This window comes from Roseibium sp. AWQ4_290 (genome assembly GCF_056160985.1).
Genome location: NZ_JBSWYG010000019.1, coordinates 79,654 through 97,345 on the forward strand (window position 1 = coordinate 79,654; position 17,692 = coordinate 97,345).

A 17,692-nucleotide genomic window follows, 5' to 3' on the forward strand; every position below is an offset into this window, starting at 1 on the left:
TCATTAAATCTGGTAGACCTTTAAGGACCCCGGGGGGCTGGGGGGCTAATGCATTCCGCGATCCTTATCGGTCTCACCCATCAGGGTATGATTGGAATATGGGAGTTCAAAATGGCTGGCCAAGGGCTGGATTGCGGCGAAATCATGAAATTTTGTTCATTCTTTCTGGGCAAGCTTGAAAGCGTTGCGTCAACCGGAAAACGTGCAACACTTGCCTTGTCAGAACTGCGGATTTTCTAAGCCGGAAAAATGTTTCTCCTGTCCCGGACTTGCCATTTCCTTCAAAGGAGACGCATCATGCAGACAGCGCGGTGCTGCTCAATGGCGGTCTGACAGGATTTTGAGCGTGCTGCGTGCGCTGCCCGGGCATCCGTCCCATGGCGTGGCAGGCGCGACAACAGATTGGAGGTGGAATGAGCGAAGCCGATGACAGCGCGTCCCAGCGCGGTGCGGTCCATACGCCGCAGCCGCACAGCCAAACGGCCTTGCCTTCCAGACCCGTCGTTTCCTTCAACCGGCGAGAACTTGATACGATCCTGCGGCTTTATGGCCGCATGGTTGCTGATGGGGAGTGGCGGGACTACGCCATTGACCTTCTGAAGGATCGGGCGGTGTTCTCCGTGTTCCGGCGCTCTTCGGAAATGCCGCTCTACCGCATCGAGAAAGACCCGAAACTGGCCCGGCGCCAGGGTGCCTATTGTGTGGTCGCCGCCGGGGGCATGATCCTGAAGCGCGGCCATGATCTGAGCCAGGTGCTGCGGGTGCTGGAGAAAAAGAAGCACCTTCGCGTCGTCGATGCCTGACCAGAGTGTGCCGGGCCGAGCCGAGGCCACTCTGTTTTTGCGTTTGGGTTGAAGTCTGTGGTTTCAGGCGGCGCAAAACAATCCCGATGAAACGCGACGCGCTTAGTGCGAAAAGTCTGCACCATTTGATGCTGTAAAGCAGATCTTTCGGCAAGGCGCTTCGCGCAGCGCTGCCGATGGGCTGCTTTCCAGCACCCGAGGGGCGGTCTGCTTTGCCTGCTGACATCGTTGGATCGAACTTGTGGTATAAAGCCTGGAAGGAGCTTTTGGCTCTTCATTTCCCTTGCACCGGCGTTCCGCGCTCCCTCATCTTGAAGAGGGCCTATGGACCGTCTCGAAAGATGGGCCGCAGAAACGGAACAAGGAGCCCGGCCTTTGAGGCAGGCTTGCGGCCGTCCTCTGGATGGGGATCGGTGTATGGCAGGCGTTGGAAAGGACCTCATTCCCTTGCATTCGGCACCGGCTTGATCGGGGACCCACGCACTCTTCCTGGATGAGGCTGTGGCTTGCAGTCCACATTGCCGTCATTGGTACAAGCGGTTGAACTACAGCGCTGCTGGACAACAAAAAAGCCCGGCGGGGAGCCGGGCTTTTCGCGTTTGGATGACATTTGCGCTGATCAGTCGCGGTTTCCGAACAGCTGCAGCAGCATCAGGAACATGTTGATGAAGTCCAGATAGAGGCGCAGGGCGCCCATGACCGACTTCTTGGTGGCGACTTCGCCGCTGTCACCTTCGTAATACATCTCCTTGATCTGCTGAGTGTCATAGGCGGTCAGGCCGGCAAACACGAGCACGCCTATCACGGACACGGCGAATTGCAGGGCGGAAGACGCCAGGAAGATGTTCACGATCGAGGCGATTACAATGCCGATCAGGCCCATGAACAGGAACGAGCCCCAGCCTGACAGGTCCTTCTTCGTGGTGTAACCGAAGAGGCTAAGGGCGCCGAACGCGGCCGCGGTGATGAAGAAGACGCGTGCAATCGATCCGCCGGTATAGACCAGAAAGATCGAGGACAGGGACACGCCCATCAAAGCCGAATAGATGAGGAACATCGTACGGGCGGAAGACGCGCTCATGGACTGAATGCGGAACGAGAGCCACATCACCATTCCGAGCGGGGCGAGCATCACGACCCATTTCAGCGGGCTGCCATAAAGGGCAACGCCGAGCTGTGTCAGCATCTGGCCATTGCCAAGAGCGGCGGCTGCGGCGTTCTGATCGTTTGTTGTTGCCAGCATCATGGTGGCAAGAGCAAAGAAACCGGTCAGCGCCAGGCCAAAGGTCATATAGTTGTAAACGCCCAGCATATAGGCGCGCAGGCCCTGATCGATGCCGGCCTCGGCGCGCGAGCCGGCAACGGTGTAGGCGCCTTGAGATTGACGGTCAAAGGTCGACATGGTTGTGTGAATCCCCTTCTAGAACGATTAGTGCACGCACCATTACATGCAACACAACTCTCTCAACATATGGGAAAATATGGCTGGAATCACAAGATCAGATTTCCGAAAAAATCGATATCTTTCTGCTCCCGGCCGCATTTCAGGTCCCTATACTTAAGATATCGCGACTATTTCATCGCTTTCAGGCGCGAGGCGATCTGCCGGTCACAGTCGCCGCCCGGGTTGCGGACGATCTCTTCGGAGGCAAAATCGAGGATTTCCCGTTCCTTGTCACGCATCTGCTCCTCGGTCACACCCGGCTTGAACCACTGCAGTACCGCATAGTCTCCCCCCGCATCGGTCAGGAAGGCCAGTGGTTTGCCGCCTTCGGTAATGCCCATACGGCCGACCCGCACTTCCTCTATGGCTACGTCGCGGGCCTTGCCGTCAATCGTGATCTTGCTTTTGCCGACATTCAGTTTCTTGAGTGTGGAGCCGCTGGTGCCGACCCAGTTGCCAAAAAAACGCTTGCCCTTTTTCTCCACCGACAGGCACGAATTGATGAAATTGGGAATCGACAGGCGCACCGCAGAGACTTCCACCGGATCCTTGCCCTTTGGCGCAAGCGTGTATTTCATGGCGTTGTCGCCGGTCCGGTACACGCGGATGCCGACGGGCGTATAGCCGGAGTCGCCGATGGTCCGGCTGAAAAAGTCAAACTGGTTGGCATCATTGGTGCCCGCGCGCCGGTACAGCCAGCGCTTCGGCAGGCCGTCTTCAAACACCAGCCAGTCGCTGACCACAAGGCCGCGCGGCCCTTCCGGGGTGTTCAGCTGCCATACGCCGGTGTGAAAGGGGCTTTCCGCAAGAGCTGGTGCTGTTGTTGAAAACAGAGCGGCCGCAGCTGTCAGCACGCCTGCCGTAGCGAATTTCAAAATGGATTTGCCCGTAACTTCAAACATCGAAAGTGCCCTTCTTCTTTCATCCCCGACCTTCTTCGGATAGCCAAGAATAGAAGTTGACGCAAGGTAATATTGCCGGAAGTTCTCCTGTGCCTTTAAGCATGTCCCTTGTTGGCGGGCGTGCCTTGGGGCGTGTCTTGGGGCTTTTCTGGGCGGCGAGCCGGAGGAAGCGGGCTTCGGGCCGTGATCTAGAGATTCCGCAGGACCGGCGCCGGCTTCTCCCCCAGAATGCGCCAGGTGCCGATCAGGCCGAAGCCAACGGTCAGTACCAAGGCCACCAGGGCGGCGCCAGCGGCGGTGACCGGCAGAAGCACGAACTCCCCGTCCATGATCCGGGTGATCACGAACCAGGCGGCGGCAGCACCGGCAACCAGCGCGAAGAGGGCGGTGGTCAGGCCTAGGATCGCATATTCCAGGCCATAGGCCAGGATCAGGCGGGGCCGTGTGGCGCCAAGGGTTTTCAGGATGACCGCATCATAGATCCGGCTGCGGTGACCTGCCGCCAGCGCTCCGGCCAGCACCAGAATGCTGGCAATCAGCGTGATCGAGCTGGCTCCGCGAATGGCCCAGGCCAGCTGGGCGACCAGATCGTTGACCTGGGCAAGGGCGTCTTTCACCCGCACAGCCGTCACGGTTGGAAAGGCATTCGAGACGGTTTTCAAGAGCGCCAGCTCCTGGGCCTCCGGCACATCCTGGTCCCAGCCGAGGGTCATCAGATGGGCGTGGGGCGCTCCGGCAAAGGTGTTGGGGGAAAACACCATCACAAAATTGATGGACAGGGACTGCCATTCCACGTCCCGCAAGTTGGCGATTTTGGCTGTGATCTTGCGGCCGAGCACGTTCACGGTCACCATGTCGCCGATCTTCAGGCCAAGATCGGTGGCCGCTTCCGCGTCAAAGGAGAGCAGAGGTTCCCCGGAATAGTCCTGCGGCCACCAATTGCCTGCGGCCAGTTTGGAGTTTTTCGGCAGTGTGGCCTCGTAGGTGATGCCCCGGTCGCCGCGCAGCACCCAGTCGGATCCTTCCCGGGCGGGCTTGAAGTCGCTGGAGGGAATGCCGTTCAGGCTGACGATCCGCCCGCGCAGCATGGGCACGCTCTGGATCTGCGCGCCGGGGGCTTCCTGTTTCAGGAGTGCTTCAAATGCGTCCCGTTCATGGCTCTGGATGTCGACGAAGAAAAAGCTGGGCGCCCGCTCGGCCATGGTGGCGGTCAATTCCCGCCGCAGATTGCCGTCAATCAGGGCAAGCGCCACCAGCAGCGACAGGCCAAGGCCAAGCGACAGCACCACGGAGGGGGTCAGCGCACCGGGGCGGTGAATGTTGGCAATGGCCAGCCGTAATTCGGTCGAGCGTACGGAGGGCAGGCGCCGTGCGGCCACCATGATGACCCGGGCCACGGTGACCAGCAGGACAAAGGCGCCTGCGGAGGCGGCGATATAGACCGTGGCAATGAAGCGGTCATGGGACAGCAGAACGGCAATGCCTGCCAGAAGCAGAACGGTGACGGCGGTGGCGGCCAGATAGCGCTTGCGCGGCCATTTCGCTCCGCCGGTCACGATGTCCCGGAAGAGGGCTGTGGGTGGAACGTCATGGGCCCGGCCCAGCGGCCAGAGCGCAAAGGCGAGCGCGGTCAGGAGGCCGTAGACAAGCCCGAGCCCCAGCTCCGCGGGATAGATGCCGGTGGCAAGCTGCACCGGCAGCACACTGGCAAGCGCAGCGCCTGCGACAAAGGGCAGAACAGCGCCCACTGCAAGGCCGATGACAATGCCGATCAGGGCAATCACCAGCATCTGCACGAGATAGATCTGGAAGACGAACCCGCCGGTGGCCCCGAGGCATTTGAAACTGGCGATCACCTCGCGTTTTGTGTCCAGATAGGCCCGGATTGCATTGGCAACGCCAACGCCGCCGACCACCAGGGCGGTCAGCCCCACAAGCGTGAGAAACTGGGCAAAGCGGCCGATGCTGCGCTGCAGCCCGGGCGAGGCATTGGCCCGGGAGCGGATGCGCCAGCCCGCATCCGGTTCTGCAGCCTTGGCGCTGGCAATCAGAGCATCCAGATCCTGAAGGTCCGGGGCAGGGGACATGCGGATCCGGTGGTGCCAGCGCACCAGGCTGCCGGGCTGAACCAGACCCGTATCGCCAATCGCGCTGTCGGAAATCATCAGGCGCGGGCCGAATTCCATGCCGCTGGCCAGTTTGTCCGGTTCCTTGCCAATCACATCGGTGATGCGCACGGTGGTGCGCCCAAGGGACAGGGTGTCGCCCACCGACAGATCCAGACGGGCCAGAAGGGCCTGATCGGCCACAGCCCCCCACATGCCCTCCCGCTTTGCCAGCGCCTGATCCAGCTTTTGTCCGGACACAAGATCCAGCGTGCCATAAAGCGGATAGGCATTGTCGACGGCCTTCAATTCCACCAGTGCCTGATCGCTCCCGTCCTGTCGCCGCGCCATGGCCCGAAGCGTTGCCACGCGGGACACGCTGCCAAGCGTGTCCAGAAAGACGGTTTCCGTGGCACTGGCTTCCCGCAGGCTCAGCGAAAAGGCAAGATCCCCGCCGAGGATGGCCTGTCCCTCATTGGCGATGCCATTGGTCAGGGCGCGGGACAAGGAGGTCACCCCGGCAATGGCGGCAACGCCAAGGGCAATGCAGGCGATGAAGATGTAAAAGCCTTTCAGGCCGCCGCGCAGTTCGCGCAAGGCAAAGCGGGCAGCAAGTGGAAAGCTCTGCCTGCCCTCTTGAAGGGTCCCCGGCACGAAGCTGCTCATGCAGACACCTCTTGTGGTGCGCTTTGCCGGGGGCTACCCGCTTCTTCGATCTGGCCGGAGCGAACCCGGATCGTCCGGTCGCATTTTTCCGCAAGGTTCGGGTCATGGGTCACGAGAACCAGGGTTGTGCCCCGCTCCTGGCGGGCCTTGAACATCAGGTCGACAATCTGGTTGCCGGTGCTCTCGTCCAGATTTCCCGTCGGCTCATCCGCAATCAGGATTTCCGGCTCCACCACGAGCGCGCGCGCAACGGCAACCCGCTGCTGTTCGCCACCGGACATCTGGGCCGGATAGTGATGCAGCCGGTGGCCGAGGCCGACTGCGTCCAGCTCCGCTTCCGCCTTCTTGAAGGCCGATGCATCGCCTGCCAGCTCCAGGGGGACGGCGACATTTTCCAGAGCGGTCATGTTGGGAACCAGATGGAACGACTGGAAGATGATGCCCACATTGCGGCCTCGGAACTGGGCCAGCTGATCTTCCGAGAGCGGGCCGAGATCCGACCCGGCCACCTTCACGCTGCCCCTGTCGGCTCGTTCAAGACCGGCCATGACCATGAGAAGCGTTGACTTGCCGGACCCGGACGGGCCGACCAGTCCGGCGGAGGCTCCTTTTTCGATGTCCAGATCAATCCCTTTGAGAATATGGACCCGGCCGGCGCCTTCACCGAGGGTCAAATGCACATTTTTCAGGGAAATCGCTGGAGAGTTTGTCATACTATGGCCTTTACAAGGGGCGGTGCTGGCGTTTTTCCTTGAAAGAACCACCCTCGACATCCGGACGCTCTGCGACCATATGGGCTTCAGGCGATTGATCTTCCAGTCCTGAAAGAGTCTTTAACGTGACACGACTATATGCCATCTGTTGTTTCCTTTTTATTTTCGTGAGCACCGCACCGGTCCGGGCTGCGGATCTGACCCTTGTGGTGCTGGGCGACAGCTTGTCGGCCGGGTATCAACTGGCACCCGGTGACGGGTTTCCCGAACAGCTGCAAAAAGCGCTGGAGGCCCGGGGCCAGCCGGTGGAAGTAATCAATGCAGGTGTCTCCGGCGATACGACGTCCGGCGGGCTGTCCCGGCTTGACTGGTCGGTGGGGGAGGGGGTTGATGCGGTGATTGTGGAGCTGGGAGCCAATGACGCTCTGCGCGGCATTGCCCCGGCGCTCACACGGCGGAATCTGGAGGAAATCACCAGCCGCCTCAGGGCGCGCGGCATAGAAGTGCTGCTGGCCGGGATGCTGGCCCCCCGCAATCTGGGCGAGAAGTATGCGAAAGAGTTCGATCCGATCTATGCGGATCTGGCCAAGGCCCATGGGGCACTGCTCTATCCTTTCTTTCTGGAAGGGGTTGCGCTCAATCCCGATCTTAATCTATCCGACGGAATGCATCCCAATGCCGATGGCGTTGCGGTCATCGTTGAGAACATCCTGCCGAAAGTGGAAGAGCTTTTGGCAAAAGCCCAGTCTTCTTGAGGCGCAGCGCGCAGCCCTCTCTCCCCGGCTTGCGCCGCGCCGCCACTCAGTTTTTTGAAGGGAAACCCGATGGAACAGCGTCCTCTTGGCCGCACCGATATAAAGGTGAGTGCCCTTTGCCTCGGAACCATGACATTCGGCGAACAGAACACGGAAGCCGAAGGCCATGCCCAGATGGACTATGCCCTTGAGAAGGGTATCAATTTCTTCGATGCGGCAGAACTTTACCCGATCCCGCCGAACAGGGAGACCCAGGGGCGGACGGAGCGCATCATCGGCAGCTGGTTTCAAAAAACCGGCCATCGGGACAAGGTCGTCATGGCGACCAAGGTGGTTGGCCGCACCGTCATGGACTGGTTCCGGGAAAATGGTGAAACCGGTGAGCTGAGTCGCAAGCAGATTGAATTTGCGGTCGATCGGAGCCTGCGCAATCTCCAGACCGACTATATCGACCTCTACCAGATCCATTGGCCGGACCGGACTGTTTCGGGCTTTGGGTCCAATCCGTCGCGCTGGCAGGACGTGGAGCCGGTGGAGAATGAAAACAGCATCCAGTCGACGCTGGAAGTCCTGGGAGATTTGGTGAAGGCAGGCAAGATCCGCCATGTGGGCCTGTCCAACGAAAGCGCCTGGGGAACCATGCGTTTTGTCACCGCGTCAGAGCAGTCCAATGTGCCCCGGGTTGTCTCCATCCAGAACGCCTATTCCCTGATCAACCGGACCTTTGAAACGGCGCTTGCGGAGGTGGCCCATCGTGAGGGGGTCGGCCTTCTTGCCTATTCTGCGCTGGCGCAAGGCTATCTGACTGGGAAATACCGGAACGGTGCCCTTCCGGCAGGGGCCCGCAAAACCCTCTACAACCGGCTGCAGCGCTATGAGCAGGCCGGCTCAAGTGAGGCGGTGGAGGCCTATTTTGCGCTTGCGAAAGATGCGGGTCTTGATCCGGCGCAGATGGCCATTGCATTTGCCATGTCGCGCAGCTTCATGACCTCCGTGATCCTGGGCGCCACGCGGATGGACCAGTTGGAAACGGATATTGCTGCCGCTGATCTGACCTTGAGCGCCGATGTTCTGGAAAAGATCGACGCGCTGCACCAGGAATTCGGCAATACGGCGCCGTAACCTCTCCCGCCGGGGTGGTCTGCGCTCCGGCTATTGGGGAAATTGACGAGACCGGGCCTGCTAACAATCTGTCCTGTAAGGCCTTTTAAGAGAATCAATTGCCGCTTTTCAGGTGGGCCTGGGGCAAATCCCGCCCGCATGGCCCGTCTCTGCGGTGCAAAATCGGTTACAGAGGCAACAACTTAGAATTTTGTCTTGCGATTTTCATGAAGTTGATTCCTCATGGCTTTTGTCAGCGATTGCGGAGGGAGACCCCATGCCGCGCCTTTTTACAGGCCTCGAGATCCCGTCTCAGACCGGCCTCATGCTTTCGATGCTCAGGGGAGGCCTTCGGGGCGCCCGCTGGATCGATCCGGAAAACTATCATCTCACCTTGCGGTTCATCGGCGATATCGATGACCGGACAGCGGACGAAGTGGTTGCCGCCCTGGACCGGGTGCGCCGGGAGCCTGTTGAGATCCACCTGAACGGACTGGGCTCTTTCGGCAACGGCAAGCCCCACGCAGTCTGGGCGCGGGTGGAGCCAACATCTCAGCTTGCCGAGCTGCAGGCCGAGCAGGAGCGCATCCTGCAACGGCTGCATCTGCCCGCCGAGCGCCGGAAATACATTCCCCATGTCACGGTGGCCCGCTGTAAGACCTCCACCAATGATGATGTGGCCAAGTGGCTGAGTGAGCGCGGTAATTTCCAGGCACCGCCCTTTATTGCCGGCCGGTTCGTGCTGTTTTCGGCAAAGTCGAGTGTTGGCGGCGGGCCCTATCTGGTGGAAGAGGCCTATCCGCTTGCGGCGTGAGCGGGCTGGCTCCTGGCAGCGGTGACCGGCGCGCCCAGCAGACCTTCGTAGACGGCCAGGGTGCGGGAGCACATTGTCTCAACGGAAAAATTCCGGCGCACATGGTCCAGCGCCCGGCCGGTCATGGCCTCCCTTTCCTCCGGGGCCTGGTCCAGCGCGTATTCGATGGCCTGTGCCAGGGCGGCGGCATCTGCGGGCGGCACCCGCCAGCCGGTACGCTCGGCCTCTGACGTTTCCGGCGGGGCGAGCACGGTTTCCGGCACGGCGCCGTGGTTGGACACAATCACCGGCACACTGGCAGCCTGCGCCTCAACAGCGGCGCGCCCGAAGGCTTCCGGTTCAATTGAGGCCACAACGGATAGATCCGCCAGGGCCAGGGCGGCCGGCACATCGGCGCAATGGCCCACAAGGCGCACCTGGTCCTGCAGGCCTTTGTCCGCAATCAGCTCCTTCAGGTCGGCCACATAGGCCTCCCGGCCCTGGGCATCGCCCGCGAGAATGGCGAGCGGCTCCTTGCGCCCGCTCTCCTTTAACAGCGCCATGGCCTCAATCAGAACCTTCTGGCCTTTCCAGCCCGTCAGGCGCGCCATATTCAAGATGATAGGCCGTCCCGCCGGTGCGCCCCAGCTGTCTTTCAAGGCCTGCTGGCGCAGGGCGCTGACGGTTTCCGGCGCAAGGCTTTTCAGGTCAGAGCCGCGCTGGATCACGGTGACCCGGCCTTTTGCCACCGGGTGCCGGTCCTCAATCAGGCTTGCAATGAAATGGGAATTGGCGATCACGGCATCGCCCCGGGCCATCACGGAGTTGTAGAAGGCTTTCAAGGCGTTCGACTGGTTATAGGTGCCGTGATAGGTGGTCACGAACGGGATTTTGGTGCGCCGGGCGGCCCAGAGCGAAGACCAGGCCGGAGCCCTGCTGCGGGCGTGGACAAGGCTGACCTTTCTACGCCCGATGATCTCCGACAGGGCGGCCGCGTTTTTCCAGAGAGTCAGCGGGTTCTTGGACTTCACCGGCAGGCTGAGATGTTCCGCGCCGCTTGCCTCCAGCTCCGGAACAAGCTGGCCGCCCTGGCTTGCGACCAGCGCCTTTCCGCCAGCCTCCACGATGGCTCTGGCCACATCGAGCGTTGTGCGTTCCGCCCCACCGGAGCTCAGGTCCGGGATCACCTGCAAGACGGTTGTTGAAGGCGGCAGTTGACTCACTTCACTTCTCCGGCGGGCTTTTCAAGCGGGGGTGACTGTGCCAAAGGCAGGGTGGACCAAAAAACATTGGAATGAGAGCCATAATATGGGTGGGCCGGAACCGCAATTCATTCAGGTGGGAAAAGACGGGGCTGAACGCCGGATTGCTGTTGATGTCAGAAAGGGGAAAGCGCCGGGTCTTTTCTGGCTTTCCGGGTTTAAATCGGACATGAGCGGCACCAAGGCGGAAGCGCTGGCCGAATATGGGTGCAGGCAAAACCGGGCCGTTGTCCGCTTTGACTATTCCGGCCACGGGCAGTCGGGTGGTGTGTTCGAAGAGGCCTGTGTTTCTGACTGGCTGGAAGACGCGCAAGCCGTGTTCGACCGGTTCTGCGCGCAGGAGACGATCCTGGTCGGATCGTCCATGGGCGGCTGGATTGCGCTGCTTCTGGCACTCAGCCGCAAGGAAACTCAGCGGATCAAGGGGCTTGTCCTGATTGCTCCTGCGGTTGATTTCACCGAAGAACTGATGTGGAAACAGCGCTTTACCGATGGCATCAGTGAGGAAATCCTGTCCAAAGGCGTCTGGGCGCAGCCGTCTGCCTATGACGATGAGCCCTATGTGATTACGCGCAAGCTGATCGAAGACGGCCGGAACCATCTGCTGTTTGGTCAGGCACTGCATCTGGGTGTGCCGGTGACCATCTTGCAAGGGGGCTGTGATCCGGATGTTCCCGCCGCCCATGCTCAGCGGCTGGTCGAAGCCCTGCCGCAGGACGATGTCACGTTCAGTCTTGTTCCCGATGGCGATCACCGGTTGTCCCGGCCACAGGACCTGGAGCTGCTGCTGCGGGCCGTTGCGGCACACACGGCCGGATGAGGTCTTTTTGAGGCGCGCCCGACTCAAACCGGCAGCGTCTCCCGTCCCTCTTTTTGCACCTTGTACCAGGCCCAGAACAGCCGTGCGGCAATGGCGCGGTGGGGGGCCCAGGCTTCGGCGATGGTATCGACCTCTTTTGCCGCGGGGCGCCCGGGAAGGTTAAGCGCCGCGCCGACGGCAATCTGGAGGGCAAGATCCCCACTTGGAAAAACATCCGGATGCCCGGCGCAGAACAGCAGGAAAATATCGGCGCTCCAGCGCCCGATTCCCTTGATGGTACACAGGCGCGCATGGGCGTCTTCGGCCGGGCAGGTCGCAAGTCCTTCAAGATCCAGTCCCTGATGGCAGGCCTGTGCCACGGCGCGCAGCGTTTTGATTTTGGGGCGCGACAGGCCGGCTCCGGCAAGGTCTTCATCGGTGAGCCCGTTCAGGGCCTTGGCATCCAGGGGCTCTGCCAGAGCCTTGACCCGCTGGAAAATCGCTGAGGCGCTTGCGACCGAGACTTGTTGGGCGGTGACGATCTGCGCAAGCCCTTCAAAGTCGGCCGGCCGGCGGCGCAGGGGCAGGGGGCCTGCGATCCGCGCGATTTCTTTCAGGCGCAGGTCCTGGGCGATGAGCTTTTCAAGGCCTCGGGCAATATCGGCAGTGGATTGAATCGGCATCATGTCTGCTTGGTCTCAAAAATGTCGCTTCGCGCTGTTTGATTTCCGACTTCGTGCCAGCTTCCTGCTTGCGTCTAGGCGTGTTGAGGCGGGAATGCTAGGTAAAATTGGAGTTTCAGTCTGCACCGGGTCCGGCCCTTTTGATGACCACGCCTGTTTTTCGTTTTGCCCCGTCTCCCAATGGACATCTGCATCTTGGCCACGGGCTGTCGGCGCTGTTGAATGCGCGGGCAGCGGTCGCTCTCAAAGGCCGTTTTCTGGTGCGGGTGGAAGATATCGACCAGACCCGCTGCACGCCGGAGCTGGAAGCGGACATGTTTGAGGATTTGGCCTGGCTTGGGGTGCCGATAAAAGAGCCGGTGCTGCGGCAGTCGGAGGCCTTTCCCCGCTACCGGGATGCGCTGGAACGGCTGCAGGACATGGGGCTTGTTTATGCGGGCTTTCTCACACGAGCCGAAATCAAGCGGTTCGTGGCGGAGCAGGAGGCCAGCGGAACGCCCTGGCCGCGGGATCCGGATGGCGCGCCGCTTTATCCCGGCGATGCGGCGGTTTTGCCCCATCAGGAGCAGAAGGCACGGGCGGACAGCGAAGCACCCTTCACCCTTCGGCTCGACATGAAAAAGGCGCTGGCCCATATCGGCAAGGATCTTGTGTGGGAGGAATTCGGCGCTGAAGGCCCGGCCCTGTTCGATGCCCCCCGCAAGGTGCCGGTGCAGGCTGCTGCCTGGGGCGATGTGGTGCTTGCGCGCAAGGACACGCCAACCAGCTATCACCTTTCTGTTGTGCTTGATGATGCCTTTCAGGGCATCACCGATGTGTTGCGTGGGCAGGACCTTTTCCACGCCACCAGCGTGCACCGGGTTTTGCAGGACTTGCTCGGCCTGCCAGTGCCCAAATACCGGCATCACCGGCTGATCACAGGGCCGGATGGGCGCAAACTCTCCAAGTCGAACCAGGACACAAGCCTGAGGACGCAGAGGGAGATCGGCCTGACCCATAAAGACCTGCGCCGTCGTCTTGGTCTGTGAGGGACCTTCTCAATCTCACCTGATAGCGCCCCCTCTGGCTGGTTTCGGAGGTCTTTCGGTGAGGCGCAGATCGCAGCGTGTTACGGGCATCGGGCAAGGTCTGCTCCTGTGCCCTCACTTTGAAGTCCGGCCTTATTTGAGGGCGGGCTTCGGACGAACGTGACAGTCACCGCACTAGTGAAGGGCGGGGCCAAACCAGATGTTCAAAAGTCCGATCCACAGGCTCATGGTCACGACCGCGCTCAAGGTGGTCAGGGTGATTGCATTGGCTGACATCGCGTGGCCCGTGCCGTAACGGTTGGCAAAGACATAGGCATTCACCCCGGTCGGGCATCCTGCGGCAAGGGTCGCGGCTGCGGTCCAGAAGGGTGGCAGATGGAACAGGAAAGCGGCCGCCAGAAACACGGTCAGCGGCATGATCAGGACTTTGATGACGCTGAGCAGCAGGCCCGGCAGCACATTGCCGCGCATGCCATATTTGACAAGGCTCATACCCAAGGACAACAGTGCAAGCGGCAGGGCAGTTGACCCGATCCGGCCCAGAACGTCATCGCCGAGGCTGGGAAGGCTCAGCCCGGTCTGCCGCCAGACAAAGGCGAGAAAGATCGTGATCACCAGCGGGTTGGAGACAATGCTGCGTCCCGCATCCCGTGCCAGCCGTCCAAGCGGCGGCTGGGCGCCGCCGCTATCCTGGGCCGCGGAGCGTTCCATTGCAAAGGCTGTGACCAGCGTCATGGTTGCCAGATGAATGGAAATGATCAGCAGTACGGGGGTCACGCCGCGGTCGCCGTAAACGGCGGAAATCACCGGAACCCCCACAAGCAGCAGGTTGGAATAGGACGATGAAATGCCCCCGATGGCCCCGGCCCGGGCCTCCCGTCCGAAGGCCTTGCGGATGATCACGGTGCCCAGCACCCAGGCGCAGGCTACCCCCAGAAAATAGCTGCCCCACAGGGCAAAGGGCAGTCCGGCGGACAGGTCCGCAGTGATCAGGGAGCGGAAGACCAGAATGGGCAGGGCGACGATAAAGACGAATTGGCCGAGCGCATCGCCGATCCCGTCGCCCAGGACCTTGAACCGGGCGAGGGCATAGCCGACCCCGATCAAAAGAAATACCGGAGCAACGATCGTGAGGGTTTGGAAAAGCATGCGGGCGGACCGGGTCTTGATGTGAGACGGGGAAAGACAAGGGCCGAAGGGCACCTGTGGTGGCGGCTGGGTGGGCCTTGGGCAGGCGCACCTTGCTGGCGGAAGACAATTTGCAGTTGGCAACTGCTTTTGGGGATTGGATGGCGCGCGGTCAAGCTTCAAGATAGAAGGCAGAAGGGTCAAGCTGTTTTTGCCGTTTACCGGGCAGAGCTTTTCGGCCCTTCTCCTGCGTCGGGTCCAGAAAGGAAGAGGGCGACATGGCAGAACGAGAGGACGAAAGCGTCAGGCTTGCGCTGCTGGCCCACGATCTCAGAACGCCGTTGACGGCCATGCGCCTGACGGCGGAACTGATTGGCAGCGAAGCCTTGAGTGAGGCGCAGGCCGATCATCTGGCCATTCTGGTCCGCTCCATCGACGCCCTGACCGGCATGACCGGCAAGCTGGTGCAGGTGGCCGATCCGGGCGGGACGCCGGAGGCGGCACCGGAGCAGATTTGCGACATCGTCAATGACTGTACCGGCCTGTTCCGGGTAGCGGCTGAAGCGAAACAACTGACGTTGGTGGTTGAGATTGCGAAGGCGGCACGGCCCCTTGTCACGGTCTCAGGGGCCGAGCTGCGCCGGATCATCACCACGCTTCTCGACAATTCCGTCAAATACACTGCGTCGGGGCACATTCTTGTTGAAGTGTCTGACGTGCCGCCAGAGGACGGCAAGGGGGCGGGGGCTGCCGACCCGGAACTGGTGCGGATTTCCGTGACCGATACCGGACCGGGGATCGATGCGGAGGAAGAAGCGGCGCTGTTCCAGCCTTTCGCGCGCGGACGGCAGGGCCTGTCCACCGGGCCGGGCACCGGGCTGGGGCTCTGGGGCGCTGAGCGGCAGGCGCGGGCGCTGGGCGGGGAGCTGAAACTGGTCCAGCCCGAGACCGGCGGTAGCCGGTTCGATGTTCTGGTGCCGATATCTGGAGACGGCGCAGGTATCCCAAAGGGCGCGGAGGCTCAAACCTTTGGGGGGGAGGGCGGTTCCGGATTTGAGCCAGGCGAGGGGCTTCAGGCCCATGTGCTGATTGTCGATGACAATGACATCAATTGCCGGCTCCTGGCCGCGCTGTTGGAATCTTTTGGCATGTCCTGTGAGATTGTGCGCTCCGGAGAAGAGGCGCTGGCGCATGCGCAGATCGACGGCTTTGATGTCATTCTGCTGGATCTCAATATGCCCGGTTTGAGCGGGCTGGAAACGGCGGAGGAGTTGCTCCGTCGCGTACCCGGCCGCCGTCTGCCGCTTGTGGCCGTCACCGCTTCGCTGGAAGCGGTCGGGGAACAGCGGCTGACGGATGCCGGGTTTCTGGACGTGGTCACCAAGCCCCTGTCACCGGCTGTGCTCTATCAGGCGCTGGAACGGATCTGTGCAGTGCGGCCGTGAAAGACACATGACCGCCTTTCCCTGATGCTGTTTATGGCGATAGGCTCACGGCCATTTCGATCGCCTGCTCCAGCCGGTCGTCCCCCCAGAACAGGGTGCCGTCTTCCAGCACGAAACTTGGGGCGCCAAAGATGCCGAGCTGTTCGGCTTCGGCGACGGCGGCTCTCAGACCGATTTTTGCTTCGGAGGTTTGGGCCGTTTCCAGCGCCTCCCGGGCCGGGGCGCCGGTTTCCAAAAGTAGATCTGCCATCAGGCTTTCGTTCGAAATATCAAGGCCTTGGCCAAATTGAGCCACATAGACCGCCCGGGAAAAGGCACCGACCCAGGGTCGCTGGCGGCCACTATGGGCAATCCGGGCGGCCATCAGGCTGTTCTGAGGGAAGGGGTCCGGCATGGAAAAGGGCAGGCCGTAGCGCTGGCACTGGCGTTCCAGGTCTTGCCACATGTAGCGGCCCTTGGCGGGCTGAAGGTTGAAGGGGGACGTGTCCCAACCCTGTTTCTTGAACAGGGGCCCAAGCAGGAACGGGCGCCAGAGAATGTCGATCTCCGCCTCCCGGGACAGGACTTCAAGACGCATGGCCGAGAGATAGCTGTAGGTGGAAGCGAATTCGTACCAGAAGTGCAGCACCGGGCGTCGCCCGGGCCGGATCGGCACGATTTTGGTGTCGTCGGAGGAAGGGGGCTGGTGGCTCATGGGCACCTTGTTATCCTGCGCAGCGCGCCGGCCTTGTCTGTCAGGGGATTGGATGATGACGGGGGATGGGGTAGATCATGCATTCCTGAACTGGTCTGAAATGAAGTGATGACACATTCCGATCCCCTCCAGAATAGACCGAAGTCCCGGGGCCGCAAGGCGGTTGACTGGTGTCTGGCCCATCCGATGCTTGCGGTTACGGGCTATATCTGCATCGTGTCCCTGTTTTTCCTGATTTTCCCGGGCGCTGATTTTTGGGCGAGCGGGCTGTCTTATTCTGAGAATTCCGGGTTCTGGGCGCAGAATGAGCCGTTCCTGCGGGAGGTCCGGCATCTGGGGCCGTTTCTCGTCAGGGTGATCGCGGTGACATGTGTCGCGGTTCTGGTGTTCAAGCTTCTTGTGCCGGGACGGCCGCCGCTGATGCCGCTCCGCCAGCCGTTGTTTCTGCTGACCACGCTCATTCTGGGGCCGGGCGTTCTTGTCAATGCCGTTTTGAAGGACAATTGGGGTCGGCCGCGGCCGCGCTATGTGGATACTTTCGGCGGAGATCTGCCCTACCAGCCGGTCTGGAAGATTACGGATTATTGCCAAAGCAACTGTTCCTTCGTGTCCGGAGAAGCATCGGCGGCCATTTGGCTGACGTCTCTGGCGCTGCTGGTTCCGGCAACGTGGCGCAAGGCGGCGTTGTGGTTTCTGGTGCCGCTGTGCCTGATCCTGTCGGCGAACCGCGTTGCATTTGGCGGGCATTTCTTCTCCGACACCCTGATTTCCTGGGGTGTGACCCTGCTCTTGATCCTGGCCGTCTACCATCTGTTTTACCAAAAGGTGCCACCGCTGGTGAGCGACCGGCAACTGGATGAATGGTTCACGGTCCGGGGGCGCCGGCTGCAGCGGTTCTTGCGCCGAATGGCTCATCGCGCCCGCAAGGCCCATGGCAAAGCGTTGAAGGCGTTTTCCGACCACTGACCAAGCCAAACACGCGTGAAGGGGCAGGTGTCTGATCAGGCCAGCCCTTCCGGATCACCCGGCGGGAGCTTCTTTCTGGGGCGTGTGCGTTTCAGGATCCGGGCAAAGCGCAAGGGCGACCGGTTTTCCACCCAGGTGATGACCTCGTTCAACGGCGGGGTGGAGCGCCGGCGCTTCCGCAAAAGCCGGGCAGCGCTTCGGCTGGTGCCGATGATCACGATCAGTCCGAGCGCCAGCAGGGGAACGCCGGTGGGAATGGGCAGCCAAACCGTCGCCAATCCAAGCAGAATGAGCATGGTGGCCAGCGACCACCAGAGGAGTTTCATTGCGTTGCCAAGCCTCTGGATCAACCGGTCGCATCTCAGTCCGGTTGATCGCCTGCAAAGAGTTTTTAAACTGGGCTTC

The 17,692-nt window shown here is 61.3% G+C and carries 18 protein-coding genes; 9 read left to right on the forward strand and 9 right to left on the reverse strand.

Going from position 1 to position 17,692, the window contains the following annotated elements:
- Positions 1 to 48: 48 nt before the first annotated feature.
- On the forward strand, positions 49 to 240 hold the full coding sequence (locus ACXAH0_RS18860) for a hypothetical protein (RefSeq protein ID WP_475176027.1): 192 nt from the start codon (positions 49 to 51) through the stop codon (positions 238 to 240).
- Between the two features lie 173 nt (positions 241 to 413).
- Positions 414 to 803: a DUF2794 domain-containing protein gene (locus ACXAH0_RS18865; RefSeq protein WP_475176030.1), complete on the forward strand. Its 390-nt coding sequence runs from the start codon at positions 414 to 416 to the stop codon at positions 801 to 803.
- A gap of 619 nt (positions 804 to 1,422) precedes the next feature.
- Here ACXAH0_RS18865 and ACXAH0_RS18870 read toward each other — a convergent pair.
- The 4 genes from ACXAH0_RS18870 to ACXAH0_RS18885 all read right to left on the reverse strand — a co-directional run bounded on the left by ACXAH0_RS18870 (position 1,423) and on the right by ACXAH0_RS18885 (position 6,633).
- Positions 1,423 to 2,205 carry a Bax inhibitor-1/YccA family protein gene (locus ACXAH0_RS18870; RefSeq protein ID WP_475176034.1) on the reverse strand — a complete coding sequence of 261 codons (783 nt, stop codon included), beginning with the start codon at positions 2,203 to 2,205 and terminating at the stop codon, positions 1,423 to 1,425.
- A 170-nt stretch (positions 2,206 to 2,375) separates the two neighbouring features.
- The gene (locus ACXAH0_RS18875; protein WP_475194140.1) at positions 2,376 to 3,149 is read right to left on the reverse strand and encodes a hypothetical protein; all 774 of its coding nucleotides are present in this window, start codon (positions 3,147 to 3,149) and stop codon (positions 2,376 to 2,378) included.
- Positions 3,150 to 3,337: 188 nt separating this feature from the next.
- On the reverse strand, positions 3,338 to 5,920 hold the full coding sequence (locus tag ACXAH0_RS18880) for an ABC transporter permease (protein WP_475194141.1): 2,583 nt from the start codon (positions 5,918 to 5,920) through the stop codon (positions 3,338 to 3,340).
- Entirely contained in the window at positions 5,917 to 6,633 is a 717-nt protein-coding gene (locus tag ACXAH0_RS18885) for an ABC transporter ATP-binding protein (protein ID WP_475176047.1), read from the reverse strand. Before ACXAH0_RS18885 ends, ACXAH0_RS18880 begins: the two co-directional genes overlap by 4 nt.
- 125 nt (positions 6,634 to 6,758) lie before the next feature.
- Here ACXAH0_RS18885 and ACXAH0_RS18890 point away from each other — a divergent pair, with 125 nt between their 5' ends.
- The 3 genes from ACXAH0_RS18890 to thpR all read left to right on the forward strand — a co-directional run bounded on the left by ACXAH0_RS18890 (position 6,759) and on the right by thpR (position 9,303).
- Positions 6,759 to 7,388 (forward strand): arylesterase, encoded by a 630-nt coding sequence (locus ACXAH0_RS18890; protein WP_475176050.1) that lies wholly within the window; start codon positions 6,759 to 6,761, stop codon positions 7,386 to 7,388.
- Positions 7,389 to 7,457: 69 nt separating this feature from the next.
- Positions 7,458 to 8,510 (forward strand): aldo/keto reductase, encoded by a 1,053-nt coding sequence (locus tag ACXAH0_RS18895; protein ID WP_475176055.1) that lies wholly within the window; start codon positions 7,458 to 7,460, stop codon positions 8,508 to 8,510.
- A 256-nt stretch (positions 8,511 to 8,766) separates the two neighbouring features.
- Positions 8,767 to 9,303, forward strand: coding sequence for an RNA 2',3'-cyclic phosphodiesterase (gene thpR / locus ACXAH0_RS18900; protein WP_475194144.1), 537 nt, complete (start codon positions 8,767 to 8,769; stop codon positions 9,301 to 9,303).
- Here the strand turns inward: thpR and ACXAH0_RS18905 are convergent.
- Entirely contained in the window at positions 9,285 to 10,505 is a 1,221-nt protein-coding gene (locus ACXAH0_RS18905) for a glycosyltransferase family 4 protein (RefSeq protein WP_475176061.1), read from the reverse strand. The two genes, thpR and ACXAH0_RS18905, sit on opposite strands and share 19 nt — an antisense overlap.
- A gap of 85 nt (positions 10,506 to 10,590) precedes the next feature.
- Here ACXAH0_RS18905 and ACXAH0_RS18910 point away from each other — a divergent pair, with 85 nt between their 5' ends.
- On the forward strand, positions 10,591 to 11,364 hold the full coding sequence (locus ACXAH0_RS18910; RefSeq protein ID WP_475194147.1) for an alpha/beta hydrolase: 774 nt from the start codon (positions 10,591 to 10,593) through the stop codon (positions 11,362 to 11,364).
- A gap of 23 nt (positions 11,365 to 11,387) precedes the next feature.
- Here ACXAH0_RS18910 and ACXAH0_RS18915 read toward each other — a convergent pair whose 3' ends face one another.
- Positions 11,388 to 12,029, reverse strand: coding sequence for a DNA-3-methyladenine glycosylase family protein (locus ACXAH0_RS18915; protein ID WP_475194149.1), 642 nt, complete (start codon positions 12,027 to 12,029; stop codon positions 11,388 to 11,390).
- 140 nt (positions 12,030 to 12,169) lie between these two features.
- On the opposite strand from ACXAH0_RS18915, the gene gluQRS reads away from it, so the two are divergent.
- Complete coding sequence (gene gluQRS / locus ACXAH0_RS18920) at positions 12,170 to 13,054, forward strand: tRNA glutamyl-Q(34) synthetase GluQRS (protein ID WP_475194150.1); 885 nt, start codon at positions 12,170 to 12,172, stop codon at positions 13,052 to 13,054.
- A gap of 174 nt (positions 13,055 to 13,228) precedes the next feature.
- On the opposite strand, the gene ACXAH0_RS18925 is transcribed toward gluQRS, so the two are convergent.
- Positions 13,229 to 14,203 (reverse strand): AEC family transporter, encoded by a 975-nt coding sequence (locus tag ACXAH0_RS18925; RefSeq protein WP_475176073.1) that lies wholly within the window; start codon positions 14,201 to 14,203, stop codon positions 13,229 to 13,231.
- 257 nt (positions 14,204 to 14,460) lie between these two features.
- Here ACXAH0_RS18925 and ACXAH0_RS18930 point away from each other — a divergent pair, with 257 nt between their 5' ends.
- A complete protein-coding gene (locus tag ACXAH0_RS18930; protein WP_475194155.1) occupies positions 14,461 to 15,627 on the forward strand; it encodes an ATP-binding response regulator in 1,167 nt (388 codons plus the stop codon).
- Positions 15,628 to 15,658: 31 nt separating this feature from the next.
- Here the strand turns inward: ACXAH0_RS18930 and ACXAH0_RS18935 are convergent, their stop codons facing one another.
- Complete coding sequence (locus tag ACXAH0_RS18935; protein WP_475176082.1) at positions 15,659 to 16,321, reverse strand: DsbA family protein; 663 nt, start codon at positions 16,319 to 16,321, stop codon at positions 15,659 to 15,661.
- A gap of 108 nt (positions 16,322 to 16,429) precedes the next feature.
- On the opposite strand from ACXAH0_RS18935, the gene ACXAH0_RS18940 reads away from it, so the two are divergent.
- Entirely contained in the window at positions 16,430 to 17,287 is an 858-nt protein-coding gene (locus tag ACXAH0_RS18940; protein WP_475194157.1) for a phosphatase PAP2 family protein, read from the forward strand.
- 35 nt (positions 17,288 to 17,322) lie between these two features.
- On the opposite strand, the gene ACXAH0_RS18945 is transcribed toward ACXAH0_RS18940, so the two are convergent.
- The gene (locus ACXAH0_RS18945; RefSeq protein ID WP_475176091.1) at positions 17,323 to 17,613 is read right to left on the reverse strand and encodes a hypothetical protein; all 291 of its coding nucleotides are present in this window, start codon (positions 17,611 to 17,613) and stop codon (positions 17,323 to 17,325) included.
- Positions 17,614 to 17,692 lie beyond the last annotated feature (79 nt).